The following is a 22,675-nucleotide window of genomic DNA, read 5'->3' as shown; positions in this document are numbered from 1 at the left end:
ACACGGTGTTTTTTAATCTCAACCAGACAACTGGTACTATTTATTAATCATCAATTTTTGCAAACGCAGTGCCTAAACGAGTTACCGTTTCAGGGCGTTGATCATCAAAAATATCGGCTTTATCTGCACCCCATACAAGCACAACTGTTGAGCCTAATTTAAAGCGACCCATTTCTTCCCCTTTCTTAAGGGTGATCGCGTTTTCGCCTTTAGTTGGGTAGTTCCAGCTAAACACATCACTGCCAGCTGGTGGAGTGACTGTGCCAGCCCAAATAGTTTCTATGCTAGCAACAATGGTTGCGCCTACAAGGACCATAGCAAGCGGGCCAATTTCAGTTTCAAAAATTGCTACTACACGTTCGTTACGGGCAAATAAATTCGGTACGTTTTGCGCGGTAAGTGGATTTACTGAAAATAAATCGCCCGGTACGTAAATCATTTTGCTTAACGTGCCATCAATTGGCATATGAATACGGTGGTAGTCTTTTGGTGCCAAGTAAATAGTTGCAAATTTACCGCCTAAAAAAGGCGTTGTGTCGTCTTGTGAGCCACCTAGCAACGCTTGTAAGCTGTAATCATGGCCTTTAGCTTGGATTAGTTGGCCGTCAACAATATCGCCAAGCTGGCTGATTGCGCCGTCAACAGGGTGAATAATAATATCGTCATCTTCAACCATCGGACGAGCACCGTCTTTTAACGGGCGGGTAAAAAATTCATTAAAGGTTTTATAGTGGGCAGGGTCAGAATATTTAGCCTCACTCATATTTATTTTGTATTGTTTAATAAATAATTTAATTAATGTTGTTGTTAATGCGCCCGCTTTTGCAGCTGCAAGCTTACCTACTACACGAGAAATAAAGTGCTTTGGCATAGCATATTGCATGGCGATTTTAAATTTATCTAAACTCACAGGTTTTTCCCTAATTATACGCGAGGCGCACGCGCGCCGGCACGGCCATCGGCCATGGTTTCTAAAATACGGTGATAGCTTTCAAAGCGTAACTTTGAGATATCGCCATCAGCGACTGCTTGCTGAATTATACAGCCTGGATCGTTTAAGTGTTTACAGTCTCTAAAACGACATCCACCTATAAACTCTCTAAATTCTTTAAAACACCAAGTGACTCGTTCAACATCTAAATGCCATAAACCAAACTCACGAATACCCGGTGAATCAATTAAGTTACCGCCACTTGGTAAATGATGCAGACGCGATACTGTGGTGGTGTGCTGGCCTAGACCGCTGTTTTCAGAGACTTCTTTAGTCAAAATTTCAGCATCCGGCAGCACAGTGTTTACTAAGGTAGATTTACCCACACCACTTTGGCCAACAAAAATATTGTTTTTGCCTACAAGTACTTCTTTTAATTCATTAATGCCTTCGCCGGTTATATTACTAACTAGCAGCACTTGGTAATTAAGTTTACGGTAAATATCGAGTATTTGTTGTATGTCGTTTAAACCAGTTTCATCAATTAAATCAATTTTATTAAGTACTAAAATCGGCTCAATGCCCATGTCTTCGCAGGCAATTAAATAGCGGTCAATAATGCTTGGCGTAAACTCAGGCAATACTGCTGATACCATTAAAATTTGGTCTATATTCGCGGCAATCACTTTTACACCGTCGTAAAAATCAGGGCGCGTTAACTGTGAACGACGTTCTTGAGTTGCTTCAATAACCCCCGCTAAATCGCCTTCACTTACTTTTGCACGACGAAATAATACCTCATCGCCACATACTAAATTCGATACGGTACGGCGAATATTACAGCGAAGAACATCGCCATTTTGGGTTTCTACGTCGGCATGTTGCCCAAAGCGGCTAATAACAATCGCATTTTCCACTTGACCTAAATTATCTGTTTGCCACTCTTGCGCGCCGACTTTTGCCGGTTTTTTATCGGCATTCGATAAACGCTTTTGATGATTCGCCTTGATCCTACGGGATTGGCCTTTACTTAATTTTTTCTGTTTTGCCACTTGAGGCCTATAACCTGAGTTAAATGCCGAGTTTGCCAAAAAAAGCTTTAGCTCGACGGTTGATGCTAATATGATATATCGAAATGCGTTGGATCTAAAGAAAAGCACCGTTTAAGGTAATTATGACTATTAATAAATCAAATTTAATTTGGCTCGATCTGGAAATGACCGGACTTGAACCAGAGACTGACAAAATACTTGAAATTGCAACTGTTGTCACTGACGCTGATCTGAATATATTAGCCGAAGGGCCAACGATTGCCATTCATCAAAGTGATGAACTACTGGATGGCATGGATGAGTGGTGTACAACTCAGCATGGCAAATCTGGATTAACGGCTCGCTGTAAGGCAAGCACGTTTGATGAAGCTTATGCCGTGGAACAAACCCTCGCGTTTTTAAAGCAATGGGTGCCAGCGGGTGCTTCACCTATGTGTGGTAACTCGATAGGCCAAGACCGCCGCTTTATGAATAAGTATATGCGCGAGCTTGAAGACTTTTTTCATTACCGTAATTTAGATGTCAGTACCATTAAAGAACTTGCTCGTCGTTGGAAACCAGATGTGTTGGCTCAAGTGAATAAAAAAGGGTCGCATTTAGCGTTAGACGACATTAAAGATTCGATTATGGAATTAAAGGTTTACCGAGAAAAGTTTTTTAATTTATAAAAAATACTTGCAAAGCCCCCTAATTATTGTAGAATCCTGCCCCGCTCAAGACGATAACCCCAGCGGGGTTAGTGTGTTTGGGCTTTGACTTTTTGAATGCGGCACTAGCTCAGTTGCCAGAATGTTGAACGCGACCTGTCGCGCACCAACGGACAAATTACTGGCTATTTTGAATGCGGCACTAGCTCAGTTGGTAGAGCGCGACCTTGCCAAGGTCGAGGTCACGAGTTCGAGCCTCGTGTGCCGCTCCAATTTCTCACCAAAGAAATTGCAGCACAAGACAAAAAGTTAAAGTTGATATAATGCGGCATTAGTTCAGTTGCCAGAATGTAGGACGCGACCCGTCGCGCACCAACGGACAAATTACTGACTATTTTGAATGCGGCACTAGCTCAGTTGGTAGAGCGCGACCTTGCCAAGGTCGAGGTCACGAGTTCGAGCCTCGTGTGCCGCTCCAATTTCTAACCAAAAGAAATTGTAGTAAAATTAAAATACGATATTAAATGCGGTACTAGCTCAGTTGGTAGAGCGCGACCTTGCCAAGGTCGAGGTCACGAGTTCGAGCCTCGTGTACCGCTCCAATCTTATTTACTTTCCAGATATTCATTCTCAAATAGCAAACAATGACCCACACATAAATCATTTATATAATTTGATCTTAAATTTGAAGTGTTCAGTGTGCGAATTATCTATGTTGTAAAACCTAAAACCTAAAACCTAAAACCTAAAACCTAAAACTTTTCGCCTTGCAAAGTTGCAATAATACGTCTTGAACCACCATGATCACGGTGCTCACCTAAGTATATTCCTTGCCAAGTTCCTAGTGCTAACTGACCGTGACTAATCGGGATAGTTAATTCGCAACCTAAGGTACTGGTTTTTATATGGGCAGGCATATCATCATCGCCCTCATAGTCATGGCGATAATAAGGCTGGCGCTCTGGAACAAATTGATTAAAGTGGCTTTCCATATCCATGCGTACCGTTGGATCGGCGTTTTCGTTAATAGTTAAGCTGGCAGAGGTGTGTTGAATAAATAAGTGTAATAAACCAACTTTAAGCTGACTCAGTTGTGGGAGGTGAGTAAGTATGTCGTTATCAATTAAATGAAAGCCCCGCGAGCGAGGCTTTAATGTAATTGTGGTTTGCGACCAGCTCATAGCTTATCAAAACTCACTTCAATATTTGCATTACCTGCGTCACTGGTAAACGGCATAAGAATTTTTTTGCCGTCACTTTTGTGAGTAATAGTGTGGTTTTTACCAGACACAACAATGGGTGTTGCCATGGCAAAATCATAGCCTTTTTCACCTAGTAAATTCTTAGCACCACCGGTAACCATATTAGTTATTTCACCGACCATGTCGGTTACTTCTTCATTTATGTCGTCTGGTCGTTCGCCTAACATTCGTTCCATAATGGTCAGCGCTAAACCTTCGTCGAAGGTAATTGAAAATGAACCGCGAGTTTGAGGGCCAACCATACCAATTAATCCCGATACATCACCACAGGCTATCTCATCTGTTTTAATGCGTGGCTTGCCTGGTTTTAACTGAGTTTGAGCCATAGTGCTCAATACATTCATCAAAGAAGCTAAAAAGGGATTAATGAACTCTACATTCATATTAGATGTCCTTAAATTGGTACTGATAAAGGTTATACGCAAAGTATAGCTATAATCGCTTATCTATGCTCGGCAAGAGTCACATTTACCATGTGCTTCTATTGTTTGCCCGGAAACTACAAAGCCACTTTCGGCTGCCAAGTTATTGAGCTCATGTGAAATTACTGTTGAGTGCAGCTCTTTAACAAAGCCGCAGCTATCACAAATTAATAGCTGAACAGGATGAATATGATCAAAATGATGACACAGCATAAATGCATTGGTGCTTTCAATTTTATGAATAAAACCGAGTTCGGCTAAAAAGTCTAAAGCACGATAAATCGTTGCAGGTTTAGCACCTGTTTCAGTGACTTTCAATTGCTCAAGTAAATCGTACGCCCCCACACCACCTTGGGCACTGGCCAATAAACGAAATACCTTCTCGCGAATTGGTGTGAATCGCGCACCACGGTTGTCGCACACTTGTTTTGCTTTACTTACGAGTGATTCTATATTCATCTTCTCTCATCCTTACGCTGCCGTGATATACTAACATACTGTATTGTAGTTGCAGCGTTTTATTAACCGATTTAGTGAAAAGGTACTCATTAATGCATGAACTATTAGCTATATTTATTTTCTTTTTTGCGGTTATCGATCCAATTGGCACAATCCCGGTTTTTATCGCCGTAACTCGTGGAGATGACGACAAGTTTAAGCGTAAAGTGATTTTTAAAGCCGTGGGTGTGTCTGCTTTAGTGCTGTTATTTTTTGTAGTTGCTGGCGAGCAATTACTGAATGTGATTGAGATCCCGCTCTCGGCATTTCAAATAGCAGGTGGTTTAATTTTATTAATTTTTGCACTCTCCATGACCTTTGGTGAAAGTAAGCCTGAAGCTGAAATTAAAAGTGTTAGAGACAGCACTGAAACCGCTATTTTTCCGCTTGCTATCCCATCAATAGCCAGTCCCGGTGCCATGTTAGGTGCGGTATTAATGACACGCAATGAGGAATATACTTGGGTTGAACAAATGATTACCTCATCAATGATGTTAGCTGTTTTAGTGGTGGTACTGATTTTGTTATTACTTGCTACGCATGTACATAAAATAATAGGTGATAGTGGGGCGAGTATTATTAGTCGAATTATGGGGTTAATTTTAAGCTCAGTCGCGGTGACTAATATTTTAAACGGTATTGCACAATACTTTGGCTTGCAAGTGTTTGCTTAATATTGCTGCGCATAGGGCTTTTGTGTAAAATGCAGCGCCGTTTAAGCTGTGCTTAAATTATAAATTTTTGAGGATCACATTTTGGATAAACGTACTTTAAATCGACGCTTTAGCGTGGCACCCATGCTTGATTGGACTGATCGCCACTGTCGTACGTTTCATCGTAAAATGACAAAACACACTGTGCTCTACACTGAAATGATCACTACTGGCGCTATTTTATTCGGTCGTGGTGACTACTTGCATTTTAATCAGCACGAAGGCCCTGTGGCATTGCAATTAGGTGGATCAGACCCGCAAGCGCTAGCACAGTGTGCCAAGCTTGCTGGTGAGCGCGGTTATGATGAAATAAACCTTAATGTAGGTTGTCCGTCAGATCGTGTGCAAAATGGACGTTTTGGTGCCTGTTTAATGGCCGAGCCTAATTTAGTTGCAGAGTGTGTTGCTGCAATGAAAAGTGAAGTTAATATTCCGGTTACAGTTAAAACTCGTATTGGTATTGATGAGCAAGATTCTTATGAATTTTTATGTGCTTTGATAGAGGCTTCACATAAAGTTGGCTGTGATGATTTTATTATTCATGCGCGCAAAGCATGGCTAAAAGGATTGAGCCCGAAAGAAAATCGCGAAGTTCCTGAGCTTAACTACCCCCGAGTTTACCAGCTTAAAAAAGATTACCCTCAACTTGATTTAAGTATTAACGGTGGTGTTAAAACCATTGAGCAAAGTCTTGAGCATTTACAGTACATAGATGGGGTTATGGTGGGCCGAGAGGCTTACAGTAATCCATTTATGCTTAATGAAGTAGATGAAAAAATTTATGGTGATGCGGCTAATACTCAATCTCGACATGATGTTGTACGCTCTATGTATGATTATATTGAAGAAGAGATGCGTTTAGGGGCTAATTTTTGGCATGTTGCACGCCACATGCTGGGTATTTTTCAGGGGCAACCCGGTGCGCGTGGCTTTAGACGCCACTTATCTGAAAATGGTCATGGTAAGCAAGCTGATTTAAGTGTTATGGATAAAGCGTTAAGTTACGTACCCGAGTAATGCCAATTTAATGGAATTGGCATAACAGATACTCTTTATAGAAAAAGTCACCTAAGGTGGCTTTTTTTGATCCCAAATTTTAGTCAAAAATGTAATTTATTAGCCAATTCGACTTAATTTCATTCAGTGACTAGTCATTAACTTACCCGCCAAAAATAATTTAAATTATTGATATTTAATGAAAATAAAAGAATTTTAAGTTGTTGGCATAACTCTTGGAATCCTGTTGATGTATAAATAAAAAATCATCAGGAGAATAACATGGGTATATTTAATCGCGTAAACGACGTCATTCAAGCAAATATCGTAGCTATGCTTGATAAAGCTGAAGATTCAGAAAAACTACTTAATTTGATGCTAACCGAAATGCAAGAGGCACTTAATGAGTGTCGTAGCACCGCGGCAGCACTATTATGTGAAGAAAAGAATATCAAGCGTCAAATAAGCAATAAACAACGAGCGCTCACAAATTGGCAATTAAAGGCCGAACATGCTATTGCAAAAAATCGTGACGACTTAGCGAAATCAGCATTAGCTGAAAAACACACAGTTGAAAAAAACATAGAATGCTTACAAACACAGCTTGAGACATTGCAGCAATCAATTGTAAAAATCACAGAGGACTGTGAGCGCCTACAGCAAAAAATGACACAGGCTAAAGCTAAGCAAGCACAACTTGTAAAGCGTGAAAATGTGGTTGAGGCAAGAGCAAAGATAAATACTCAGCTGCAGAGCGATAAAGTGGCCACTGCTTTATCACGATTTGAGCAAATTGAGCGTCGTGTTGAGAGTGTTGAATCGCAGGTTGAAGCATATGAGCTGACAGATACAGCGAGCAATACTGCGACGCAAATTGAGTCACTGGTTAAAAACGAAAAAATTGATGCAGAACTGGCAAGTTTAAAAGCGAGTTTAAATACTGCTAACAAACAAACAGCCTAAGGAGATTGTTATGAATAATTTTAATACGCATCGTCGTTGGTATAAAAATACGCTTAACAAAAAAATATCAGGTGTCTGTAGTGGGTTAGCCTACCGATTAGACTTTCCGGTATGGTCTACTCGTTTAGTCACCGTTTTATTATTTTTAAGTTTTCCGTTTGCAGTGGCGCTAGGTTATTTAATTGCGCACTGTTGTCTTGAAGAAAAAGCAGTGTAAGGGGAACGACATGAAAACTCTCGCCGTATGCCTACTTATTGTTACATTATTTTTGATTAATAGCGGCTCGATAATTCATTTTGATGTATGGCAATTTCCGTTGTGGATCTCAGATATTAGTTGGACTGGTATAGAGCTTATTGGGGCGTTAATCGCCATTATTGTTGTTATTGCGATTGCTGCTTTGGTAACCATGGGGCTTGTTGGCGCGGCGATGGTAGCACTGGCTGGAACTATATTAGCCTTTTTATTCGGATCACTGATGATTGCTTGGCCATTATTGTTTGTGGCAGGGTTGTGCTGGTTAATCGCGGATAATAAAAAAGTGGCTTCTTAAACTTAAATTAGCTGCCTAATATTAGGGAATTATGATAAATTTGGACTATATTTTTATGTTTTAACAAGGATTTTACTGATGATTAAACAATGTATTTTAAGTGCAAGTGCATTATTGGTGGGTGTTTTTTCGTCTTCGTTATTGGCGCACGAAGGACATGAACACGATAGTGTTGTTGCGCAATTACAAGTAACAAATGCGCAAGTAAGAGAGTTTTTACCTGCCACTAAAGCCAGCGTGGGTTATTTTAGTATTGAAAACCACAGTAATGTGCCGGCAACACTCACAAGAGCGACCATAGATGGTTTAGGTCGTGTTGAGATCCATGAGCACGTCCACGCTGATGGCATGATGAAAATGCAAAAAGTAGAATCATTGCTTATTAAAGCTCACCAGCAACTCGATTTTAAGCCTGGAAGCTACCATTTAATGGTGTTTGAACCACAAGAGCCGTTAAAAGTAGGTCAAGAACGCAAACTCACGCTATATTTTGAAGACGGGAATCGAGTATTCACCAATGCGAAAGTAGTTTCGCTAGCATCGCAAGCTGAGCCGGTAAAAGCATCAAAAGATCATAGTCATCATTAGGGGGATAAATGTCACAGCATAAAGGAAAAATAATAACGGCATTGGTATTATTGTTTGTCGTATTTTACGCTATTGCAGTGTACTGGAGCATAGAGCCTGCACGTTTTGATGTGGTACAAAATGCCAAGCAGCAAGCGCAGCAACGCAGTGAAAAGCCAGTAACAGGATATGTAACCACTTCAACACTTATCACCGTCGCTGATACCCTCTTAACTAAGTCAGGCGGTTACTTATCAAATGATGTACTGCCACCGAGCGTAATAATGGACAACATGCCCGCTTGGGAGTATGGCGCGTTGGAAATGGTGCGTGATTTAGCACTATCAATGCGAAAAGATTTTAGTCGTTCACAGTCACAATCAACTGAGCACGAAGCGCTTAAAAAAGCGCAGCCACAATTTAATATTAGTTCTGAAGCATGGGCATGGCCAAGTGCTGAGGGCGAATATCAGAAGGGTATTGATTACTTATTAGTTTACCGTTCTCAAATTGCGAATCAGCATGAGCGCGATAGCCAATTTTACTCACGTGCAGATAATTTACGCAGTTGGTTGAAAGAAGCTGAAAAACGCTTAGGTAGTTTAAGCCAACGTTTGAGTGCGAGTGTAGGTCAAGACAAGGTAAATACCGATTTAGCAGGCAACTCTTCAAATACACAAGCTACTTATACGCCATTACAACAACAAGTAAGAACATCGTGGTGGGAAATTGATGATGTATTTTATGAGTCACGCGGTGCTACTTGGGCTTTACTGCATTTTTTACAAGCGGTTGAATATGATTTTGCCGAAGTACTTGATAAAAAGAACGCCCGTGTTAGTTTACAACAAATTATACGCGAGCTTGAAGCGACCCAAGAAACCGTTTGGAGCCCAATAATTTTAAACGGCAACGGATTCGGTTATGTCGCCAACCATTCACTCGTTATGGCAAATTATATCTCTAGAGCCAATGCGGCACTGATTGAACTTAGCGAATTATTAGCGCAAGGATAAAAAATGAAAAAGTATTGTATAGCAGCAGCCTTATCAATGGCATGTTTAGCACCTGTAGCACAAGCCGATACTGTATTGGGTTTGTATGTAGGGGTTGATGGTTGGAAAGCCGATAATGACGGTAGCTTTTCTGATAATAATAACGCCCTACAAAACTTCAATTTTGAAGATGAGACTTTTGTTAGCTATTACGCCGCACTTGAGCATCCGGTTCCATTAGTGCCAAACTTAAAGCTAAAATACACTGAGCTTGAACTAACCGGTTCAACGCAACTTGAAGATACATTTAGCTTTAATGGCTCTGATTATATTGTTGGCACTGATGTTAATTCAGTCACTGACTTATCGCACATTGATTATATTCTGTATTATGAAATTTTTGATAACGACTTAATCTCAATTGATTTAGGTATTAATGCTAAGCAGTTTGATGGTGAGCTTGTGGTAACAGGTACATCGCAACAAGGTGGCGCTAACTTTACTGAAATTGAAGAGTTCTCAGGTGTAGTACCTTTAGCATACGGACGTTTTGAAGCGGGTTTACCATTTAGTGGTTTAAGTGTTTTTGCTGAAGGCAGCTTTTTAGCCATTGATGACAGTAAAGTACGAGATTACCAAATGGGTATTGCTTGGGAGTTTATTGATAATCTAGCCGTTGATGTTGCGGTTAAAGCGGGCTACCGCTCTATGGTTTTAGAACTTGATGATGTAGATGATATTAATACTGATATTGATGCATCAGGGCCATTTGCGGGCATACAAGTTCACTTTTAAGCACCGATTAGTTTAATGAAAAGCCACCTTGTGTGGCTTTTTTTAGTTATTCTGAAGTGTGCCACACTAATTCAAATTCCCCTTCAAATGCTGCACCAATTAACTGTTTGTACACTTTATTTATTGGGTAATTCATTAGTCTAAACAGTTCATCACCAGTTTGGGTAAACTTATAATAGCTTAGTACTAAGTCGTTACTTTTTGCTTTTAAAGTTAGTTTTTGAGTTAAAAAGGAGAGGGTGATCTCTTGTCCTGCTTTTAATGCAGCGGATTCAATTTCTTTACGATAAAGCAAGTTTAAGTCCATTAAGGTCAATACATCAGGAAAGCTCACACCGCTTTTACCTATGCTTAATGACACTTTATTTCCCTTGCCTAATAAATCAAATAACGAGGGCTTTTTGTAATAACCTAAAAATATTAGGTGACTACTATCCTTTTCGTTATATCCTGAAATAGACACACACTTTCTTAATGAATCCGCTTCGCGCTGGGTCATATGTTTGAGGGTTTGTAAGCTTTTTATAGAAAAGGTACCTGGGCTAATGGTTTCGCCAGTAAAAATTTTTGCCCATAATGTTTGCATTGATTGATTTGAGGTATCTTCACACAAAGCAATAAAGTGCTCTACCCAATCGGCATCAGGCTGTTTAGCGCAGGCTACATCAGGACAAAACTCCATTGCCAAGGCTAAAATAGTCTCGATATTTTGTTGTTGTTTTATTAGCAGTAGATCTTGTCTTTTTTGTGCTCGAGCTAACACTGAATGCTCGCTATTAATACGGTAAAGAGACTTTGCTTTTCCCTGCGTATTATAGGTTTTTTCATCAGCTGCAGGCGTATTACTCACTTTTGTGACCGAGTAACCTAACAGTGACTCAATAATATTGGCAAGTTTAATTCTGGCTTGTGCGGTTTTGACTGTCATGGCTTTCCATTATTGCTTGTGCATCACTGAGTTGGGCTACCGTCTTTAAGTTATTTAGCCCTAGGGTGACTATATTGCTTAATATATTTTCAGCAAATATAGCAACATAGCCAGATATAAGCGGCACAGTTGCTTGTCCTTCTATGTGCCAGGTTACAGTTTTTGCATGTGGGCTAAATAGTAATCGGCTAGTAATAATATGTTCTTGATTAAATAATACATTAAATACAACTTCATTGGCGCTTAATGAAGTGATTGTCATTTCGCCTTGCCCCCACTTTCCTTGCCAAGATTGATAGGCTCCCGCACCAGCACTAGGTTCACCAATACTAAATTCAATATTGGGATCTATTTGCTGCCACGGCGACCATTTGTACCACTGCGTAAAATCTTCCACTAATGACTTTATAACAGGAGGGCGGGCATTTATTTTAATGCTTTTTTGCACGTGATAGTTTTGTGGTAAAAGTAATCCCACAACAACAAACGCCAACAGTAAGATGGCTGAAAACTGCATTAATTGTTTAAGTAGTTTAATAGGTATGCCTCATTGGTTTTAATATTACAGCGTCTATGAATTATTAATAATCACAGCTTATTTAATAGTTTAGCCTAGAGTCGATCATTTTTATCTAGTTTATCTACTTTAAATAAATCTAAAAGCAGACATTAGCAGTAATCAGCTTAGATGATTTGTCTGTTTTAGTAATGCGATAAAGGTAAACAATTTTTAATCAGTGCTTTCATTTTGTGCTATATCAACGTGGATGTCGATAGGGTATAATTCGCGCCTTTTGTTATTGAACGGCCAATTTTATGAGCACATTAAAAGCTGATCGCGGCTTATTCTCATACCCTAAGTATTGGGCTGAGTGTTATGGCACAGCCCCATTTTTACCAACAACACGCGAAGAAATGGACGCGCTTGGCTGGGATAGCTGCGATATTATTATTATTAGCGGTGATGCTTATGTAGACCATCCTAGTTTTGGGATGGCCGTAATTGGTCGTGTGCTTGAAGCGCAGGGGTTTAGAGTGGGCATTATTGCTCAGCCTGATTGGAACTCTAAAGATGCCTTTATGGCATTGGGTAAGCCTAACTTATTTTTTGGTATTACAGCCGGTAACATGGATTCGATGATCAATCGTTACACCGCTGAAAAACGAATGCGCCACGATGATGCTTATACCCCAGGAAATGTTGGTGGTAAACGCCCTGACCGTGCCGTGATAATATACTCGCAACGTTGTCGTGAAGCCTATAAAGATGTGCCGCTCGTATTAGGTGGCATTGAAGCCAGCTTGCGTCGTATTGCTCATTACGACTATTGGCAAGAAAAAGTACGTCGTAGCGTATTATTTGACGCTAAAGGCGATATTTTAATTTATGGTAATGCCGAACGCCCGTTAGTTGAAGTAGCGCATCGTATCGCTGCGGGTGAAACCATGGATACTATACAAGATGTGAGAGGCACGGCGGTTATTCGTAAAGAGCCTTTACCCGGTTGGCGTGGCAGTGATTCAACAGCCATTGATAAAATTGGTAAAATAGACCCTATTCCTAATCCTTATGGTGCGGATGATGTGGGTTGTGCTAAATCAGAATTTAAGCAAGCGGGTATTGATTTAAAGGCCGAAGCTGCAAAACCAATTACCATTCAGCCTGCGCGCCCTAAGCCATGGGAAAAAACTTACGTTAAGTTACCCGCTTTTGAGCAGGTCAGTGTTAATAAACCATTGTATGCTCATGCATCGCGTATTTTGCACCAAGAAACCAACCCTGGTTGTGCAAGAGCGTTGTTTCAGCGTCATGGCGATCGCTCTATTTGGGTGAATCCGCCAGCTTATCCACTTGAAACCCAAGAAATGGATGATGTGTTTGGTTTACCGTATCAGCGTATTCCGCACCCAAGTTATGGCGACAATAAAATTCCTGCTTACGATATGATTAAAACGTCGGTAAATATAATGCGCGGCTGTTTTGGCGGCTGTTCGTTTTGTTCTATTACCGAGCATGAAGGGCGAATAATACAAAGCCGATCTCAAGAATCAATTATTGAAGAGATTGAGCAAATTAGAGATAAAGTGCCAGGCTTTACTGGGGTTATTTCTGATTTAGGCGGACCAACCGCAAATATGTACAAACTGCGTTGTACCAGTAAAAAAGCAGAGAGTACCTGTCGCCGCTTGTCGTGTGTGTATCCTGATATTTGTAAGCATATGGATACTGACCATACCCCGACTATCGATTTATATAAAAAGGCGCGTGAGGTTAAAGGGATCAAAAAGATCTTAATTGCTTCAGGCGTGCGTTATGACCTTGCTGTACGTGATCCTCGTTACGTTAAAGAGCTAGTAACTCATCATGTTGGTGGATATTTAAAAATAGCACCAGAGCACACTGAAGATGGCCCATTATCTAAAATGATGAAGCCGGGTATGGGGGCTTACGATGAATTTAAAGCGCTATTTGATAAGTACTCTAAAGAAGCGGGTAAAAAGCAGTATTTAATTCCATACTTTATTTCTGCTCACCCAGGGACTAAAGACGAAGACATGGTTAATATGGCTTTGTGGCTGAAATCGAATGACTTTAAGCTTGATCAGGTGCAAAACTTTTATCCGTCACCGATGGCTAATGCGACCACCATTTATCATACTGAAATGAACTCGCTACGCAATATTAAAAATAATACTGAGCAAGTTGCGGTGCCAAAGGGCGCACGCCAGCGTCGTTTGCATAAAGCAATTTTACGTTACCATGATCCTGCTGGTTGGCCAATGATCCGTGAAGCCCTTCGTAACATGGGCAAAGCTAAACTCATTGGTAAAGGTCCAAATTGTTTAGTGCCAGAAGAAGGCAGAGATGAAAGGCAAGCCAAAGGCGGTAAAGGTAACAAGGACGGTCGCCCTGCGCTTACTCGTCATACTGGCTTTAGTCAGTTTAAAAAAGCCAACACTAAACCTAAGGTGGGCGGTAATCGCCAGCGCGCAAGGTAAAGTAATTATCGGCTTAAACAAAAACACCGCGTATTGACGCGGTGTTTTTGTTTATAAAAAGATTAGAGCCTAAATCAATAACCAAGTTGCAGTGCCTAAAAAGGCAAATATACCAACAATATCAGTTACTGTGGTTAGTACCACACTGCCTGCCAGTGCTGGATCTATTTTCATTTTTTTAAGCAATAGTGGGATACTAGCACCCGCAATACCTGCTGCAACTAAATTCATAAACATAGCAAACGCTAAAACACCACCGAGTTTGAAATCCCATTGCCAAAGCGCAACGACACCGGCAATTAGGATAGACCAAACCATACCGTTAATCGCGCCGATAGCGAGTTCTTTTAATAATAAAAAACGTTGGTTAGTTTGGTTGATATGACCCACCGCGATACCGCGAATAACCAAAGTTAAGGTTTGGCTGCCTGCAACCCCACCCATTGACGGGACAATGCCATTGAGCACAGCAAGAATTGGTAATATAGCTAAGGTGTTTTCGAAAAAGCTCGCCACAATTGCAGCCAGCAATGCAGTTAGTAAGTTTACACCTAGCCAAATTGAGCGCTTTTTAGAGCTTTTTAAGACCGGCGCAAAGGTATCTTCTTCATCATCAAGACCCGCTAAGCTTAATAAGCTATGCTCTGCATCTTCACGGATAACATCAACGATATCATCAATAGTAATACGACCAAGCAAATGCGCGTTGTCATCGACAACTGGTGCCGATATCCAGTTATGCCGTTCAAATAGTTGCGCTACTTCGCTTTCATCCATTGAAATAGGAATTGATTCACACTCTTCATCCATTAAATCCTGAACAATTTTTTCAGGGGGATTAGTTAATAAAGTGCTTAGCGATAAGGCGCCTAAAAAACAGTTATGTTTATCTACAACGTATAAGTCATCGGTGCCCTCTGGCAGTTCACCGCGTAAGCGAATATAACGTAGTACAACATCTAGAGTTACATCAGGGCGAATAGTTACGGTATCGATATTCATCAAGGCGCCAGCAGAGCGCTCTTGGTAAGATAGAGCTTGTGTTGCACGCTCTCTATCTTGAATATCCATAGCGCTAACAACGTCTTTATATACGGTGTCTGGTAGGCTACGTAGTACTTCCCCTAAATCATCATGGCCCATGTCTTCTGTTGCAGCAGCAATGTGCTCAGGTGCCATTTGCGCAATAATGCCCAAACGTACGTCTTCAGAGAGCTCTTCAAGTACATCACCCTGTACATCAGGATCAACCAGTTGCCAGAGCATACGACGAATTTTATGGGGAGATGATTCTAAAAGAAGTGCGGTATCACAAGGTGCCGTTTTTGCTAGCATGCGCCTAACTTGAACAAATTGACCACTATTTAGTGACTTAGTCACCTGTTTTAGTTGTTGTAGTGGAATATCTTGTTCTAAAGCTTCAGGCATTGGCGTCCTTAATTAAATTTTATTACACGATGATGGGGTATCGCTTTATCTTACTTTATATCAGTAAACTACCTCAACCACTATTAACCTTAGCTTATAAGCAGGATTACTCTTGCTCATTAAATCGTTGGTCAATAAGCTCACCAATTGCATTAAGTGCAGGCTCTGCGTCAGGGCCTTCACATACTACCTTAACTTCTTTGCCTTGACTGCTTTCGAGTAACATAAGTGCTAATACACTGTCGCCAGCGGCTTGTTTATCGTCTTGAAATAACGTGATTGAGGCATCAAATTGCACAGAAAGCTGTGCCAGTACAGTGGCCGCTCTGGCATGCAGGCCTAACTTGTTTTTTATTAAAAATGTGTTTTCTAACCGCATTAATATTCTCTCAAGCTTTATTCTTGTTCTCGATGGCGAATTTTTACATTAGGATGACTCATTGCAAAGCTTTCACCTATAGTTTGCGCTAAATAAACTGAGCGGTGTTGCCCTCCGGTACAGCCTATAGCTATGGTCAAATAGCTGCGGTTATTTCTTTCTAAATGAGGCAGCCATGTTTGCACGAATGTTTGAATTTGCCATGTAAATTTTTGTACTATGCTGTGGCTGGCTAGGTAGTCTTTTACTGGTTGATCTAACCCTGTGAGTGGCTTAAGTTCAGGCTCCCAATGCGGGTTTGGTAAAAAGCGAGCGTCAAATACATAATCTGCTTCTTTGGGTATACCGTGCTTAAAACCAAATGACTCAAAGGTAATGATCAGTTGTTTGTCTTTTTTACCGAGTATTTTTTCACGAATAGATTCAGCCAGCTGATGCACACTTAAATCCGTAGTATCAATCATATAATCGGCACGGTTAATGAGTACATCAAGGAGTTGTTTTTCTTTTTTTATTGCTAAATCAAGTGGCAGTGAATCAATCGAAAGAGGATGAAGACGCCGTGTTTCTGAAAAACGTTTAATTAAGGTTTGATCGTCACTGTCTAAATAAAACACCGTTGGCTTAGTGAAACCAGGTAAATATTCAATGATTTCATTAAACTGTTGCTGCTCTTTAGGTAAATTACGCACATCAACACTTACGGCTATTTTGTTGTAGCTGTCGGAAACACTACGAACAAGAGATGGCAATAAATTTAAAGGAATATTATCTACACAATAATAACCTAAATCCTCAACAACACGCAGCGCAACAGATTTACCAGAACCTGAGCGACCACTTATAATTATTAATTCCATTTATCACCCTTAATTGTTACTACGGTTGACTTACAATTACTTGATACAGCTCATTGTCGGATTTTGCCGCTCGTAATTGCTTACAAAATTCTTTATCGTTGAGCTTTTCTGCTATCGTGGCTAAGGTTTTTAAATGCTGCTTATTGTCACCATCAGGTACAATTAAGGCAACAAAAATGTCGACCGGTCTGTTATCTATCGCATCAAAATTAATAGCCGTTTCGCTCACTAATATAAGTGCAAGAGGCTCTTGTACACCACTCATACGACCATGAGGAATTGCAATTCCTCGACCTATACCTGTACTCCCTAGTTTTTCTCTGGCGGTTAACGCGTTAAGAATATCTTGTTGTGTTAAATAGGGCAGTTTATTGTGAGCCAATTCACTGATAAATTCTAAAATTCTTTTTTTACTATTAAAAAGGACCGCAGCTTTACTGCAGTCCTGACAGATAAGTGAGCTTAGTTTCATAGTGTTAGTGTCGAGCAAGTTTCTCTTTGTGTTTAATTACTTGACGATCTAGCTTGTCAATCAGCGAGTCTATAGCAGCATACATATCTTGATGTTCAGTGGAAGCAAAAATCTCAGCGCCACTAACATGAACGGTTGCTTCGGCTTTTTGGTTTAGTTTTTCTACATCGAGAATAACGTGCACATTCGTTATGTGATCAGTGTGCCTCTGTAACTTCGAAAATTTACTATTTACGTAGTCTCTAAGCGAGTCGGTAATATCTACATGGCGACCAGTTAAATTCAGTTGCATAAACATTTTCCTCTTTGTTGTACGCCTTAAATCAAACTTTTACGTTGATTTGACGGGGGAATAGCTAGAGATTCGCGATACTTTGCAATAGTTCTCCTTGCTACTTTAATTCCTTGCTCAGCCAATATATCTGCAATTTTACTATCACTCAATGGTTTAGCTGAGTTTTCTGCAGCGATTAATTTTTTAATTAATGCGCGTATTGCTGTAGATGAACATTCGCCACCATTTTCAGTGCTTACATGGCTTGAAAAGAAATATTTAAGCTCAAAAATACCGCGTGGTGTGTGCATGTATTTTTGCGTAGTAACACGTGAAATAGTCGATTCGTGCATTTCTACCATTTCGGCCACGTCATTAAGAACCATAGGCTTCATCGCCTCAGGACCATGTTCAAAAAAGGCCTGTTGTTGCTGCACAATACAGTTAGTTACTTTAAGCAGTGTGTCGTTTCTACTTTCTAAGCTTTTTATAAACCATTTAGCTTCTTGTAAGTGTGAGCGAATAAACTGGCTATCGCCGCTTGATTTAACCGTACGCGACATAGCTGCATATTGGCTGTTTACCCTAATTTTAGGCATGCTATCTGGGTTTAGTTCAACCACCCAACGGCCTTTCACTTTTTTAACCGACACATCAGGAATAACGTACTCAGACTCTTCTCTAACAATAGTGTCAGCGGGTTTTGGGCTAAGCGTGTGAATTAACGTCATGACTTCTTTAAGCTCATCTTCTTTGAGCTTAGTTTTTTTCATTAACGTGCGATAATCACGCGCAGCCAGTAAGTCAATGTGATCGGTTAAGATCATTTTTGTTTCGTTTAAAAAAGGCGTGTCTTGGTCAAACTGATTTAGTTGAATACACAAACACTCTTGTAAACTACGCGCGGCTATTCCTACCGGATCAAATAACTGAATACGCTTTAAAACGGCTTCTATTTCATCAAGTTCAACTTCATCTTCTATGTCGTTTTCTTGATTAAAACTTTCTAATATTTCTTCACAGCTAAGGGTTAAAATACCTGAATCGTCCACAGCTTCTACGATTGCAATCGCGATGGCTTCATCTGTTGGGCTAAATGGCGTCAGTTGCAATTGCCACATTAAATATTCATGCAGTGTTTCAGTTGAAGAGCCTTGATAAATTGATTCATCTTCAGGCATTGGTCCCGAGGAAGAGGCCGGTGCTGCGCTCATGTATTCATCCCATGTAACATCCATTGCCATATCATCGCTAATGGTGTCTTTGGTCATGGCTTCGCCGCTATCTTGCTCATATTCGCTAGGTTTTTCGTCAGCTGAAGCACTTAGCATTGATTCATCGGTATCGGCTTTTTGTTCGTTTTTACCCGCAGCATCTTCACTGTAATCTTGCTCTTCAACTTCAAGTAAGGGATTACTATCGAGTGCTTCTTGAATTTCTTGCTGGAGATCCAATGTACTGAGCTGCAATAAGCGAATTGCTTGTTGCAACTGTGGAGTCATTGTAAGTTGCTGGCCCATGCGCAGCTGTAATGATTGCCTCATTTATCTCTAACAATCCTTTTAAATTAGTATGATTAATCTTAGCAGATGCTTAGTGGAATAACACACATATTAGAGCTTGAACTGCTCGCCCAAATAAACATCGCGTACTGTTTTATCGTTTAATACATATTCTGGAGTGCCTGATGCAATTAACTCCCCATGAGAAACTATGTAGGCTTTTTCACAAACATCAAGTGTTTCGCGGACGTTGTGATCTGTGATCAATACGCCAATTCCTCGGTTTTTAAGGTGCTCTATAATCTTTTTAATATCTAATACAGAGATAGGATCAACCCCTGCAAAGGGTTCGTCTAGTAGTATAAATTTAGGATTTGCTGCTAATGCTCGCGCAATTTCAACACGGCGACGCTCACCACCTGACAGAGCCATACCTTGGCTGTCACGAATATGCTGAATACTAAATTCATCAAGTAAATTATTTAAGGTATCTTCACGTTGTTGCTTATTGAGCCCTTTACGTGTTTCTAATATAGCCATTAAGTTTTGATAAACCGTCAGCTTTCTAAAAATAGATGATTCTTGTGGTAAATATCCTATCCCTAGGCGAGCTCGGCTGTGCATTGGTAATAAAGTGATATCTTGATCATCGATTGATATTTTACCTTTATCGCTCGGTACAAGGCCTACAATCATGTAAAAGGTCGTGGTTTTACCTGCGCCATTGGGGCCAAGTAAGCCGACAATGCTGCCTGCTTCAACTTCTAGACCAACGTTTTTCACCACTTCACGGCCTTTATAGCTTTTTGCTAGTAGCTCTGCTTTTAATGTGCTCATGGTTGGCCTTTATCGTCTTCTTTTTTGTTTTCAACAGGCACTAAAATAGTGTGTACACGGTCTGTTGAGTTTTCGTCTTTTTCTGCGCTAATTAACTGCTGCTCTATATCGTAGGTGATACTTTTGGCAGTTATTTTTTGACCTGCTTGAGCAATACTGGCATCGCCGATTAAGGTTAAAAAACGTTGCGAAACATCGTAACGCACTTCATTCGCACTGGCACTCATGATGGTGCCATCTGCTTGTGTTTCTTCAAAATATGCAGGGCTGCCTGTGGCAATTAATAATTGCTTGTTATCGCCTAAGTCATCGCGTTTATGCACTTCTAAACGGTCAGCTGTGATACGGCGATTACCATGAATAATTTCAACATTTTTCTCAAAAATGCCCACGTTTTCTTTTAATTGACCTTCCTGCCTGTCAGCACTAATTGAGATTTGATTAGCCGCAGGAGCTTCAGTGGTTTCCTCTGCATGGCTATGAAATGCAATCAATAATGAAGGAACAATTAGAATTTTAAATAGGTTATTGGTCATAATATAGGGTTCGCGTATGGTTAATAAGTTTAATCACTTCGGTTTTTAAATCGGCCTCAAGGCCTTTACCTGTGATTTTTAAATTAGGTCCTGTAATAACGACAGGCTGCTCTGACTGCATAGTGAGTAGTTTTATATCTACATTGATGCTATCGGCTGTGATCGTATCGATCATGGCGTTATCGGCTAAATTTAGCGCTTTTACATTGCCCTCTAATACGAGTTGACGATCGTCGTAGAGGGTGGCCTCATCAGCGTTAATACGCCATGTTTGCTGCTCGTTGTATAAAGTAAATATAGGTTTTTCAAAAAAGGTAAAACCAAGTTGTTGGTATAACTCCATTTTTACCGCAGTTACTTTGTGGCTTATTTTACCTTGCTCATTATAAGCGGTTTGTTTTAGCTCAATCGCAGTGTAATCAGGCTTAGCAATAGTTTGAGCTTGTTCATCCGCAATAATATCTACCTGAGAAAAATAAGGATACCAAAGCCAAACCATACAGCTTATGAATAAGATGCTCAGTATAATGCGAGCTACATTCATGAACTGGTTCCTTGGCTAGTAAGTGGCTTATTGTTTTCAAGCATCAGTAAATCTGTTAACTCTCTTACTGCACCAAAGCCGCCTGGCAGCTGAGTGACATAATGCGATAAACGTTTTATCAGTGGGTGGGCGTCGTTTACGGCTACTGCAAACCCGACTTTTTCCATCACTGGCATGTCAGGGCCATCGTCACCAATGTAAGCTATTTGCTCATCGCTTAGCGCTAATTTTTGTTTTAATTCTTGATAGGCAATGAGTTTGTTTTCTTGGCCTTGGTATATATGCTGTACGGTTAAATTGCTCATACGTTGTTGAACTATTTTTGAGTGACGACCTGTGATCACAGCAACTTCAAAACCACTATTAATAAGGGCTTTAATGCCAAACCCGTCTTTGGTATTAAATGCTTTGAGCTCTTCACCTTGGTTGCCAAGATAAATACGTCCATCAGAAAATACACCATCAATATCGCAAATTAATAATTTTATTTTTTTTGCGCGCACTTTTGCATCATCACTTAACGGCTGATAAAGATCTTCAAACTGCATTTATAGCACTCCCGCTTTTAGTAAGTCTTGCATATTTAGTGCGCCAATAGGGTGATTATGCTTATTAATCACAATTAAACCATTAATACGTTTTTGTTCCATAATGTTCAGTGCTTCAGCCGCGAGCATGTCTTGTGTGGCTGTTGTACATGACTTTGTCATCACAACATTAATTTCTGTGCTGTGTATATCAATACGTTGCTCTAAAATACGGCGTAAATCACCATCGGTAAACAACCCCGATAATTGCTGATTACTATTTATAATAGCGGTCATGCCAAGCCCTTTGGCTGACATTTCAATTAAGGCGTCTTTAATGGTTTGCGTTTCATTAATAATAGGCGTGTGAATACCGCTGTGCATTACATCTTTTAAGGTTAAGAGTAAGCGTTTGCCTAAACTGCCACCTGGATGCGACAGTGCAAAATCATCAGCGGTAAAACCACGGGCTTCTAATAATGCTACCGCCATAGCATCGCCCATAGCGAGTGTTGCTGTGGTACTTGCTGTTGGCGCTAAGCCTAATGAGCAGGCTTCTTGTTCAACTTTAATACACACATGCACATTTGCCAATGTTGCCATGGTTGACGTTTCGTTGCCTGTCATAGCAATCATTTTTGCGCCAATGCGTTTTAATACCGGAATAATATTAAGCACTTCACTGGTTTCGCCAGAGTTAGATATAAGCATAACCACATCATTTGATGTAATCATACCTAAATCGCCATGACTCGCTTCACCAGGATGTACAAAAAATGCGGGGCTACCAGTACTCGCTAAAGTGGCTGCTATTTTATTACCGATATGGCCCGACTTACCCATACCAATAACAATAATACGGCCTGAGCAGTCGTACATTAATTGGCACGCTTGATCAAAGCTTTCATTAACGTATTGTGCGATATCGCTGAGTGCTTGACGTTCTATATCAAGGACGCGCAAGCCTTGTTGAATAAAATTTAGCGTTGCCAT

At 40.4% G+C, this 22,675-nt stretch carries 28 protein-coding genes and 3 tRNA genes; 13 read left to right on the top strand and 18 right to left on the bottom strand.

The features are described 5' to 3' along the window. Window positions 1-43: 43 nt before the first annotated feature. Both asd and rsgA read right to left on the bottom strand, forming a co-directional pair. Entirely contained in the window at window positions 44-910 is an 867-nt protein-coding gene (gene asd, locus MTF66_RS15680; protein WP_171043246.1) for an archaetidylserine decarboxylase, read from the bottom strand. A 14-nt stretch (window positions 911-924) separates the two neighbouring features. Beyond that, a complete protein-coding gene (gene rsgA, locus MTF66_RS15675) occupies window positions 925-1,983 on the bottom strand; it encodes a small ribosomal subunit biogenesis GTPase RsgA (protein WP_138607092.1) in 1,059 nt (352 codons plus the stop codon). A gap of 122 nt (window positions 1,984-2,105) precedes the next feature. Between rsgA and orn the strand changes: the two genes are divergently transcribed. The 4 genes from orn (at window position 2,106) to MTF66_RS15655 (ending at window position 3,232) form a co-directional block, all read left to right on the top strand. Beyond that, a complete protein-coding gene (gene orn / locus MTF66_RS15670; RefSeq protein WP_008115490.1) occupies window positions 2,106-2,651 on the top strand; it encodes an oligoribonuclease in 546 nt (181 codons plus the stop codon). Between the two features lie 175 nt (window positions 2,652-2,826). Continuing rightward, window positions 2,827-2,902, top strand: a tRNA-Gly gene (locus MTF66_RS15665). A 130-nt stretch (window positions 2,903-3,032) separates the two neighbouring features. Further along, window positions 3,033-3,108: transfer RNA gene (locus tag MTF66_RS15660), tRNA-Gly, on the top strand. Window positions 3,109-3,156: 48 nt separating this feature from the next. Next, window positions 3,157-3,232, top strand: a tRNA-Gly gene (locus tag MTF66_RS15655). Window positions 3,233-3,382: 150 nt separating this feature from the next. Here MTF66_RS15655 and MTF66_RS15650 read toward each other — a convergent pair. The 3 genes from MTF66_RS15650 to MTF66_RS15640 all read right to left on the bottom strand — a co-directional run bounded on the left by MTF66_RS15650 (window position 3,383) and on the right by MTF66_RS15640 (window position 4,773). Continuing rightward, window positions 3,383-3,811 (bottom strand): secondary thiamine-phosphate synthase enzyme YjbQ, encoded by a 429-nt coding sequence (locus MTF66_RS15650; protein ID WP_138623654.1) that lies wholly within the window; start codon window positions 3,809-3,811, stop codon window positions 3,383-3,385. Next, window positions 3,808-4,275, bottom strand: coding sequence for a chemotaxis protein CheX (locus tag MTF66_RS15645; RefSeq protein ID WP_010390540.1), 468 nt, complete (start codon window positions 4,273-4,275; stop codon window positions 3,808-3,810). Before MTF66_RS15645 ends, MTF66_RS15650 begins: the two co-directional genes overlap by 4 nt. 63 nt (window positions 4,276-4,338) lie before the next feature. Next, window positions 4,339-4,773 (bottom strand): transcriptional repressor, encoded by a 435-nt coding sequence (locus tag MTF66_RS15640; protein WP_008115496.1) that lies wholly within the window; start codon window positions 4,771-4,773, stop codon window positions 4,339-4,341. Window positions 4,774-4,865: 92 nt separating this feature from the next. Between MTF66_RS15640 and MTF66_RS15635 the strand changes: the two genes are divergently transcribed. From MTF66_RS15635 to MTF66_RS15600, 8 genes are all read left to right on the top strand, one after another. Beyond that, window positions 4,866-5,486, top strand: a complete 621-nt coding sequence (locus MTF66_RS15635; RefSeq protein WP_008115498.1) for a MarC family protein — start codon at window positions 4,866-4,868, stop codon at window positions 5,484-5,486. A gap of 123 nt (window positions 5,487-5,609) precedes the next feature. After that, window positions 5,610-6,542 carry a tRNA dihydrouridine(20/20a) synthase DusA gene (dusA, locus tag MTF66_RS15630; RefSeq protein WP_036932963.1) on the top strand — a complete coding sequence of 311 codons (933 nt, stop codon included), beginning with the start codon at window positions 5,610-5,612 and terminating at the stop codon, window positions 6,540-6,542. A 261-nt stretch (window positions 6,543-6,803) separates the two neighbouring features. Then, entirely contained in the window at window positions 6,804-7,484 is a 681-nt protein-coding gene (locus MTF66_RS15625; RefSeq protein ID WP_138623652.1) for a PspA/IM30 family protein, read from the top strand. A 10-nt stretch (window positions 7,485-7,494) separates the two neighbouring features. Further along, entirely contained in the window at window positions 7,495-7,701 is a 207-nt protein-coding gene (locus MTF66_RS15620) for a PspC domain-containing protein (protein ID WP_010390548.1), read from the top strand. 10 nt (window positions 7,702-7,711) lie between these two features. Then, entirely contained in the window at window positions 7,712-8,038 is a 327-nt protein-coding gene (locus MTF66_RS15615; protein ID WP_010390549.1) for a hypothetical protein, read from the top strand. Window positions 8,039-8,116: 78 nt separating this feature from the next. Beyond that, the gene (locus MTF66_RS15610) at window positions 8,117-8,626 is read left to right on the top strand and encodes a copper chaperone PCu(A)C (RefSeq protein WP_010390550.1); all 510 of its coding nucleotides are present in this window, start codon (window positions 8,117-8,119) and stop codon (window positions 8,624-8,626) included. 8 nt (window positions 8,627-8,634) lie between these two features. Beyond that, complete coding sequence (locus tag MTF66_RS15605) at window positions 8,635-9,621, top strand: DUF2333 family protein (protein ID WP_010390551.1); 987 nt, start codon at window positions 8,635-8,637, stop codon at window positions 9,619-9,621. A gap of 3 nt (window positions 9,622-9,624) precedes the next feature. Next, window positions 9,625-10,395 (top strand): TIGR04219 family outer membrane beta-barrel protein, encoded by a 771-nt coding sequence (locus MTF66_RS15600; RefSeq protein ID WP_010390552.1) that lies wholly within the window; start codon window positions 9,625-9,627, stop codon window positions 10,393-10,395. Between the two features lie 46 nt (window positions 10,396-10,441). Here MTF66_RS15600 and MTF66_RS15595 read toward each other — a convergent pair whose 3' ends face one another. Both MTF66_RS15595 and MTF66_RS15590 read right to left on the bottom strand, forming a co-directional pair. After that, window positions 10,442-11,323 carry a TIGR03899 family protein gene (locus MTF66_RS15595; RefSeq protein ID WP_248527630.1) on the bottom strand — a complete coding sequence of 294 codons (882 nt, stop codon included), beginning with the start codon at window positions 11,321-11,323 and terminating at the stop codon, window positions 10,442-10,444. After that, window positions 11,292-11,840: an SRPBCC family protein gene (locus MTF66_RS15590; protein ID WP_054202374.1), complete on the bottom strand. Its 549-nt coding sequence runs from the start codon at window positions 11,838-11,840 to the stop codon at window positions 11,292-11,294. Before MTF66_RS15590 ends, MTF66_RS15595 begins: the two co-directional genes overlap by 32 nt. A gap of 299 nt (window positions 11,841-12,139) precedes the next feature. Here MTF66_RS15590 and MTF66_RS15585 point away from each other — a divergent pair, with 299 nt between their 5' ends. Further along, window positions 12,140-14,323, top strand: a complete 2,184-nt coding sequence (locus tag MTF66_RS15585) for a YgiQ family radical SAM protein (RefSeq protein ID WP_138623650.1) — start codon at window positions 12,140-12,142, stop codon at window positions 14,321-14,323. Window positions 14,324-14,392: 69 nt separating this feature from the next. Here the strand turns inward: MTF66_RS15585 and mgtE are convergent, their stop codons facing one another. The 11 genes from mgtE to MTF66_RS15530 all read right to left on the bottom strand — a co-directional run bounded on the left by mgtE (window position 14,393) and on the right by MTF66_RS15530 (window position 22,675). Continuing rightward, window positions 14,393-15,751: a magnesium transporter gene (mgtE, locus tag MTF66_RS15580; protein ID WP_008115512.1), complete on the bottom strand. Its 1,359-nt coding sequence runs from the start codon at window positions 15,749-15,751 to the stop codon at window positions 14,393-14,395. Between the two features lie 106 nt (window positions 15,752-15,857). Then, a complete protein-coding gene (locus tag MTF66_RS15575) occupies window positions 15,858-16,130 on the bottom strand; it encodes an HPr family phosphocarrier protein (protein ID WP_008115514.1) in 273 nt (90 codons plus the stop codon). A gap of 17 nt (window positions 16,131-16,147) precedes the next feature. Next, the gene (gene rapZ, locus MTF66_RS15570; RefSeq protein WP_010390558.1) at window positions 16,148-16,990 is read right to left on the bottom strand and encodes an RNase adapter RapZ; all 843 of its coding nucleotides are present in this window, start codon (window positions 16,988-16,990) and stop codon (window positions 16,148-16,150) included. Window positions 16,991-17,009: 19 nt separating this feature from the next. Continuing rightward, entirely contained in the window at window positions 17,010-17,462 is a 453-nt protein-coding gene (gene ptsN / locus MTF66_RS15565; protein WP_010390560.1) for a PTS IIA-like nitrogen regulatory protein PtsN, read from the bottom strand. Between the two features lie 4 nt (window positions 17,463-17,466). Then, window positions 17,467-17,754: a ribosome hibernation promoting factor gene (hpf, locus tag MTF66_RS15560; protein ID WP_010390562.1), complete on the bottom strand. Its 288-nt coding sequence runs from the start codon at window positions 17,752-17,754 to the stop codon at window positions 17,467-17,469. Window positions 17,755-17,780: 26 nt separating this feature from the next. Next, window positions 17,781-19,280 (bottom strand): RNA polymerase factor sigma-54, encoded by a 1,500-nt coding sequence (locus MTF66_RS15555; RefSeq protein ID WP_016900280.1) that lies wholly within the window; start codon window positions 19,278-19,280, stop codon window positions 17,781-17,783. 69 nt (window positions 19,281-19,349) lie between these two features. Further along, on the bottom strand, window positions 19,350-20,075 hold the full coding sequence (gene lptB / locus MTF66_RS15550; RefSeq protein WP_010390565.1) for an LPS export ABC transporter ATP-binding protein: 726 nt from the start codon (window positions 20,073-20,075) through the stop codon (window positions 19,350-19,352). After that, the gene (gene lptA / locus MTF66_RS15545; protein ID WP_010390566.1) at window positions 20,072-20,611 is read right to left on the bottom strand and encodes a lipopolysaccharide transport periplasmic protein LptA; all 540 of its coding nucleotides are present in this window, start codon (window positions 20,609-20,611) and stop codon (window positions 20,072-20,074) included. Before lptA ends, lptB begins: the two co-directional genes overlap by 4 nt. Next, window positions 20,601-21,155, bottom strand: coding sequence for an LPS export ABC transporter periplasmic protein LptC (lptC, locus tag MTF66_RS15540; RefSeq protein WP_248527629.1), 555 nt, complete (start codon window positions 21,153-21,155; stop codon window positions 20,601-20,603). The genes lptA and lptC overlap by 11 nt, the downstream gene beginning before the upstream one ends. Beyond that, on the bottom strand, window positions 21,152-21,703 hold the full coding sequence (kdsC, locus tag MTF66_RS15535; protein ID WP_109875416.1) for a 3-deoxy-manno-octulosonate-8-phosphatase KdsC: 552 nt from the start codon (window positions 21,701-21,703) through the stop codon (window positions 21,152-21,154). The genes lptC and kdsC overlap by 4 nt, the downstream gene beginning before the upstream one ends. Continuing rightward, the gene (locus MTF66_RS15530; protein WP_109875415.1) at window positions 21,704-22,675 is read right to left on the bottom strand and encodes a KpsF/GutQ family sugar-phosphate isomerase; all 972 of its coding nucleotides are present in this window, start codon (window positions 22,673-22,675) and stop codon (window positions 21,704-21,706) included.

Source organism: Pseudoalteromonas sp. 2CM39R (genome assembly GCF_023161845.1).
This window is presented reverse-complemented; position numbering and strand designations above follow the sequence as displayed.